This window comes from Vreelandella subterranea (assembly GCF_900111305.1).
GTDB lineage: Bacteria > Pseudomonadota > Gammaproteobacteria > Pseudomonadales > Halomonadaceae > Vreelandella > Vreelandella subterranea.
The window spans coordinates 21089-27824 of record NZ_FOGS01000017.1 but is presented as its reverse complement, the minus strand read 5'-3'; the positions used below and the strand labels follow the sequence as shown (position 1 = coordinate 27824).

The following is a 6736-nucleotide window of genomic DNA, read 5'->3' as shown; positions in this document are numbered from 1 at the left end:
GTAGGAGCCCGACTATGTCGGGCGATCAGGCCGTCAACAAGCCATATCTCTCGGTGCCTTGATCCTTGCTGATCGCCCAATGAATTGGGCTCCTACAGGGGAGTAGGCCATCTACAAGCGATAACCTATTGGGTCATGATACCTTCCAACTTCTCCCACACGGTTTCCAGAATTACCGGCTGCGCCGCGGCGGTGGGGTGGATGCCGTCATCCTGCATCAAGGCATCGTCGGTGGCCACGCCTTCCAGCAAAAACGGTACCAGCTCAATGTCGTATTCTTCCGCAAGACGGTAATAAACGGTGGTAAACGCTTCGCGGTAGGCAGCGCCGTAGTTGGGCGGAATATCAATGCCCAGCAGCAGGACTTCGGCATCGGCGGCCTGGCTGGCCTCGATCATCGTTGCCAGGTTGGCCTGCATCTGTCGCGGCGGAAGGCCGCGCAGCCCATCGTTGCCGCCCAGCTCCAGCAGAACAATATCCGGCTCGTGCTGTCTCAACAGGTCACCGAAACGCTGCACACCACCCGAAGTGGTTTCACCGCTGATGCTTGCGTTGACCACGGTTGCCTCTTCCGGCAGCCGCTCTTCAAGCAGGGCCACCCAGCTTTCTTCGCGCTCGATGTTATAGGCCGCGCTCAGGCTATCGCCCATGACCAACAGAGTGGGGGCGGAGTCTGCGTCCGAGTTGACCGGCTCAGCGTTGACTGGCGAGGCGACCAGGGTGGCTATCAGCACCCCCAGCCACAGGGTTAGTATGCGGTAATGTTTTTGCCATGCTACTTTTTGCCAAGCTACAAGGATGCCACGCTTCATGTCTTACTCCTCTGCTGATTCCCCTGAACCCACCGCCAAGGCGGCTGGCCAACGCGTGCTTCATGCCGAACGCTTGACCAAAAGTGTCACCAGTGGCGAACGCACGCTGACTATCTTACACGACCTTTCGTTGAGCGTGGCAGCCGGAGAGAGTGTGGCCATTCTGGGCAAGAGCGGGGCGGGCAAATCCACCTTGCTGGGCCTGTTGGCAGGGCTGGACACCCCGACAGACGGCGAGCTCAACCTGTTCGGCCATCCCCTCAGCCGCCTGGATGAAGACGGCCGTGCGTCGCTGCGCGCGGGTCGCGTAGGCTTTGTGTTTCAGAACTTCCAACTGCTGCCCACGTTAAGCGCGTTGGAAAACGTGCTGCTGCCGCTGGAACTCTCGCCCCGTGCTGGGGAAACCGACACCGCCGCCCAGTGGCTGACCCGCGTTGGCCTGGGCGAGCGCCAGGGCCACCTGCCCAAACAGCTTTCCGGCGGCGAGCAGCAGCGCGTGGCCATCGCCCGGGCATTTGTCAGCGACCCGGAACTGGTCTTCGCCGACGAACCCACCGGCAACCTGGACCCGGACACCGGCGCGCAAATCATCGACCTGCTCTTCGAACTCAACCACCAGGCGGGCACCACGCTAATCCTGGTCACCCACGACCACGCCCTGGCCCGCCGTTGCGACCGCTGCCTGCGGCTGATCGATGGCCGTCTTGATGCCTTCGATCCTCATACCCTCGCCAGCGATACGCTTGAAAGTGAAGAGGCCAAGACATGAGCAACCTTAACGCCCGGCTGGCCCTACGTAGCCTGAAGCGCGACCTGCGTGCCGCCGACGTGCGCGCATTGTTCGTGGCGCTCATGCTGGCCGTGGCCGCCTCCACCATGATCGCGTTTTTCCTCGACCGCCTGGACCGCGGCCTGGAACGCCAGGCCAGCCAGATGCTGGGCGGCGACGTGGTACTGGAACAGCGCGACCCTTTCAGTGAAGACCTGCGCACCCAGTTGGAAGACGCCGGCTTTACCCTGAGCGACCAAGTGGATCTCGTCTCGATGATCAGCCGCGGCGACCGCTTCCAGCCTGCCAGCCTGAAAGCCGTGGACGATATCTACCCACATTACGGCACCTCGATGGTGGATCTGGGGGAGGGCACCGAGCAAGTGGCCTCCGGCCCACCAGCGGGTGAAGCCTGGGCCGACCCGCGCCTCGCCCAACTGATTGACATCGAGATCGGTGACAGCGTTCAAGTGGGGCAGACAGAGCTGACCATCAGCGGCATTATCGAGCGTGAAGCCGACCAATCCGGCGGTTTCGGCAGCTTCAACCCCCGGCTGATGCTCAACACCGCCGACCTGGAGGCCACCGGGCTGATTCAGGAAGGCTCCCGGGTCGAGTTTGAAATCCTCGCCGCCGGGCCACCCCAGGCGCTGGATGCCGTGCAGGGGCTGCTCAACGAACTGCGACGGGATGGCGTTGAAGTCAGCGACGTACGCGTCGACCAGCCACAGTTAGGTAATGCCCTTGAGCGCGCCGAAAGCTACCTCGGCCTGGCCGGGCTCGCCGCCGTGCTGTTGGCAGGTGTGGCGGTGGCCATGTCCACCCGCCGTTATGTGGAACGCCACCTGGACACCGCCGCGCTGCTGCGCTGTTTCGGGGCCAGCCAGCACCAGCTGGTCGTCATCTTCTCGATTCAGCTGCTGGGCCTGGCCCTGGTGGCCTCGCTGCTGGGCGCCATCTTGGGGCTGGCCGGGCAGGCCGCATTGTTATGGCTGCTGGCCAGCTTCCTGCCCATGACGCTACCGCCCCCCGGCATCATGCCCCTCGGCCTGGGGGTGCTCACGGCCTTCGCCGTGCTGATCGGCTTTGCCGGGCCTACACTGCTGCGCATCAAGCGCGTCAGTGCCCTCAAGGTACTGCGTCGCGAGCTGGACCCGCTGCCGCCCGCCGCATGGCTGGTGGTCAGCGTGGCCAGCCTGGTGTTTGGCGGCCTGCTATGGCTGTATTCCGGCAGTCTACCGCTGGCAATGGCCCTGTTGGTCGGCGGTGCGGCCCTGCTCGGCGTGCTGTGGGGGATCAGCATGCTCCTGCTGAATGGCGTATTGCGTGGCGTGCAGGCGCTCTCGGGCAAAGGCCCCTGGTCGCAGGCGCTGCGTCTGGGCGGGCGCCAGTTGGGGCGGCGTCGGCAGGCCGGGCTTGGTCAACTGATGGCGTTCTCGGTGACCTTCTTCGCCATGGCGATGATCGTCCTGGTCCGCGGCGACCTGCTCAATACCTGGCAGGACCAGCTTCCCGACGACACCCCCAACTACTTCGCGATCAACATTCAGCCCAGCGAGCGCGACGACTTCGAAAACGTGGTCAGCCCGCGGGCCGAAGCGCAAAGCGAACTCTACCCCATGGTCCGCGGCCGGGTGATCTCGATCAACGACCAGGACCCGCGTGAAGCCGTGCGCCCGGATGCCCGCGGCGACAACTCCCTGCGCCGCGAGCTCAACCTCACCTGGCAGGCCGAGGTGCCGGAAGGCAACGAGATCGTCGCCGGGGAATGGTTTGCAGATGATGAGGGCGCTGACGAACAGCAAGGCTGGATGAACGAGGTAGACGCCACCGCCCAAGCCGTGCCGGTGCCCATTTCCGTGGAAGACGGCTTGGCAGAACGGCTGGGGTTGACGCTGGGCGACCAGATCACCTTCGCCGTGGGCAGCGATGAAATCACCACCGAAATCACCAGCCTGCGCAGTCTCAACTGGGATTCCTTCCGGCCCAACTTCTTCGTGATCTTCCCGCCGGAAGTGCTGGAATCCTTCGGCCACAGCTATATCACGGCGTTTTTCTTGCCGGAAGAAGAGCAAAGCCTGATCAATCAACTGGTGCGTGACTTCCCTGGCGTCTCGCTGCTTAACGTCGAGGCCATTCTAGGGCAGGTGCGCGATGTGCTCACCCAGGTCACCCGCGCGGTGGAACTGGTGCTGATCCTCGTGCTGCTGGCCGGGGTCAGCGTGCTCTACGCCGCGCTCACCGCCAGCCGCCCGGTGCGCGCCCACGAAAGCGGCTTGCTGCGCGTGTTCGGAGCAGGGGAGACGATGATCTCGCGGATACAAGGCGCCGAATTCGCGCTACTAGGCCTGGCCAGCGGGCTACTCGGTGCGGCCCTAGCCGAGCTCGCCACCGCCGTACTGTATCTCTACCTGCTCGATCTAGCGCCCCGCGTGCACCCGGAACTATGGCTTGCGCTACCCATCGGCGGCGCACTGCTGATCGGCGTTATCGGCCACGGCCTCTCCCGCAGCCTACGCAAACAAGCCCCCGCGGCGAGTTTAGGATTATTGGGCGAGGCCTAGCACCCAGTCCGCAGTGTCGGGCGATCAGGTCGTCTGCAGGCCATAAACTGCGGTGGCTGGATCACTACTGATCGCCCAATGAATTGGGCTCCTACAACCCCCGATGCACATACGTTGGTGGTTGCACCCAGCCCCTGTAGGCGCCCGACTTGTCGGGCGATTAGGCCGTCTACAGACGATTACATACAGTGCTATCATTGGAGTTGCTTGCAAAACACCATGAAGTGCTAAAATTCCTTTATCGCCATTTTTCAGTAGGGGCGGCCTTCAGATCAATCAGAGTCAACTTATCGTTAGGTAGCCATGCTATGAGACTGAGTGCTCGCGAAATCCACATAATCAAAGCATCGGTCGAAGCTGTTTTCGGCGCCGAAGCAGAAGTATCGCTGTTTGGCTCACGTACGGATGATAGTGCCAAGGGCGGAGATATCGACTTACTGGTTTCGGTTAATAACATCGTAGAGCGTCCAGCATGGGACACTGCAAAGCTGCAGGCAAAAATCATCAAACAATTGGGCGATAGGAAAATAGATGTGGTTCTAGACGCGCCCAACATGCCAAAAGCAGTCATACATCAGGTTGCCAAATCTCAAGGAATCGCGCTGTGAACATAGCTCAGGAGATGGAGGTAAGGCTAACGTTTCTCAGTCGTGTAGTTGAGAAAGAAATCAGACACTTAGAATACGCAGACAATCAGGTCTTTGATGGGCAGTTGACTTATGAAGATGTGGAAAATCTAGATAATATGCCAGAGTTAGCGATGAAGGTAGAAGCATTCGCTAGCAGGTTTTGCCGTTTGCAAGATACTCTTGGAGATAAGCTGTTACCAGCGTTGCTCAAAGCCTTGGGCGAGCCAGATCGGGCGTTGTTGATTAACCTTGAAAAAGCTGAAAAATACGGCTGGCTTTCATCTTCTGAGCATTGGGTTGCACTCAGGCAACTACGTAATCAGATGATCCACGAATATATCGAAGATACGCAGACGTTGTTAGACGCGTTAACGACAGCGCATGGCAATATTACCGTGCTAAGGCAGTTTGCAGAAAGGCTTGGAATGCAAGTGCAGGAACTATTAGCGAAATAGAAATGAACTCAAAATTTGCGGTTTAGGAGTCCGACTTGTCGGGCGATCAGACCGTCTACGAGCAACATTCAAGCAGCACCACCACATGAGCGCGATTCATCTGCATCCTGACGCGGATGCGATGAAACTCGCGCTCGGCTGAGGTATCATGGCCGCCTACTCTTTCATGACCGACCCTTCGTACGAGGTTCCCCGCCGATGTTCAGCCGCGATATGACAATTGCCGGATTCGATGATGTGCTGTTTGACGCCATGCAGAAAGAAGTGGCGCGCCAGGAAGCCCACATCGAACTCATCGCTTCAGAAAACTACGCCAGCCCACGCGTACTGGAAGCCCAGGGCAGCCAGCTGACCAACAAATACGCCGAAGGCTACCCCGGCAAGCGCTACTACGGCGGCTGTGAATTCGTCGATATCGCCGAAAACCTCGCCATCGACTACGCCAAGGAACTGTTCGGCGCCACCTACGTCAACGTGCAGCCGCACTCCGGCTCCCAGGCCAACAGCGCTGTCTTCCAGGCGCTGGTCAAGCCGGGCGATACCATCCTCGGCATGAGCCTGGACGCGGGCGGCCACCTGACCCACGGTGCCAAGCCCAACTTCTCCGGCAAGCACTACAACGCCATTCAGTACGGGCTGAATGAGCAAGGCCTGATCGACTACGACCAGGTCGCGGCACTGGCCCGCGAACACAAGCCGAAAATGATCATCGCCGGCTTCTCCGCCTACTCGCAAATTGTCGACTGGGCCAAGTTCCGCGAGATCGCCGACGAAGTGGGCGCTTACCTACTGGTGGATATGGCCCACGTCTCCGGCCTGGTCGCCGCAGGCGTTTACCCAAGCCCGCTGCCCCACGCCCACGTAGTCACCTCCACCACGCACAAAACCCTGCGTGGCCCGCGTAGTGGCGTGATTCTCTCCGCCGAGAACAACGCGGATATCGAGAAAAAGCTGCAATCCGCCGTCTTCCCTGGTGGCCAGGGTGGCCCCTTGATGCACGTGATTGCCGCCAAGGCCATCTGCTTCAAGGAAGCCATGGCGCCCGAGTTCAAGACCTACCAGCAGCAGGTAGTGAAGAACGCCCAGGCGATGGCCAAAGTGTTCATGGATCGCGGCTACGACATCGTCTCCGGCGGCACCGAAGACCACCTGTTCCTGCTCTCGCTGATCAAGCAGGGCGTCACCGGCAAAGACGCCGACGCCGCGCTAGGCCGTGCGCACATCACCGTCAACAAGAACGCTGTGCCCAACGACCCGCAAAGCCCGTTCGTCACCTCCGGCCTGCGCATCGGCACCCCCGCTGTGACCACGCGCGGCTTCGGTGAAAAAGAGTGCAGCGACCTGGCCGGCTGGATCTGCGACATCCTCGATGTGCTCGCCAGCGGCGACGACACCGCCGCCATCGAAGCCGAAGTGCTGGATAAAGCCGCCGCGGTATGCAACAAGTTCCCGGTTTATAAGTAAACCACCACCTGATCGCCCAATAAATTGGGCTCCTACAAACCCC

The 6736-nt window shown here is 60.6% G+C and carries 6 protein-coding genes; 5 read left to right on the top strand and 1 reads right to left on the bottom strand.

Annotation, left to right across the window (positions count from 1 at the left end):
- Nucleotides 1–125: 125 nt before the first annotated feature.
- Nucleotides 126–812, bottom strand: a complete 687-nt coding sequence (locus BMX75_RS17480; RefSeq protein ID WP_092830925.1) for an arylesterase — start codon at nt 810–812, stop codon at nt 126–128.
- Here BMX75_RS17480 and BMX75_RS17475 point away from each other — a divergent pair.
- The 5 genes from BMX75_RS17475 (at nt 811) to glyA (ending at nt 6693) form a co-directional block, all read left to right on the top strand.
- Nucleotides 811–1581, top strand: coding sequence for an ABC transporter ATP-binding protein (locus BMX75_RS17475; RefSeq protein ID WP_092830923.1), 771 nt, complete (start codon nt 811–813; stop codon nt 1579–1581). The two genes, BMX75_RS17480 and BMX75_RS17475, sit on opposite strands and share 2 nt — an antisense overlap.
- Entirely contained in the window at nt 1578–4145 is a 2568-nt protein-coding gene (locus tag BMX75_RS17470; RefSeq protein WP_092830922.1) for an ABC transporter permease, read from the top strand. The genes BMX75_RS17475 and BMX75_RS17470 overlap by 4 nt, the downstream gene beginning before the upstream one ends.
- A gap of 308 nt (nt 4146–4453) precedes the next feature.
- On the top strand, nt 4454–4753 hold the full coding sequence (locus tag BMX75_RS17465) for a nucleotidyltransferase domain-containing protein (protein ID WP_092830920.1): 300 nt from the start codon (nt 4454–4456) through the stop codon (nt 4751–4753).
- Nucleotides 4750–5229 (top strand): hypothetical protein, encoded by a 480-nt coding sequence (locus BMX75_RS17460; RefSeq protein WP_092830918.1) that lies wholly within the window; start codon nt 4750–4752, stop codon nt 5227–5229. The genes BMX75_RS17465 and BMX75_RS17460 overlap by 4 nt, the downstream gene beginning before the upstream one ends.
- Nucleotides 5230–5427: 198 nt before the next feature.
- The gene (gene glyA, locus BMX75_RS17455) at nt 5428–6693 is read left to right on the top strand and encodes a serine hydroxymethyltransferase (protein WP_092830916.1); all 1266 of its coding nucleotides are present in this window, start codon (nt 5428–5430) and stop codon (nt 6691–6693) included.
- Nucleotides 6694–6736: the final 43 nt, after the last annotated feature.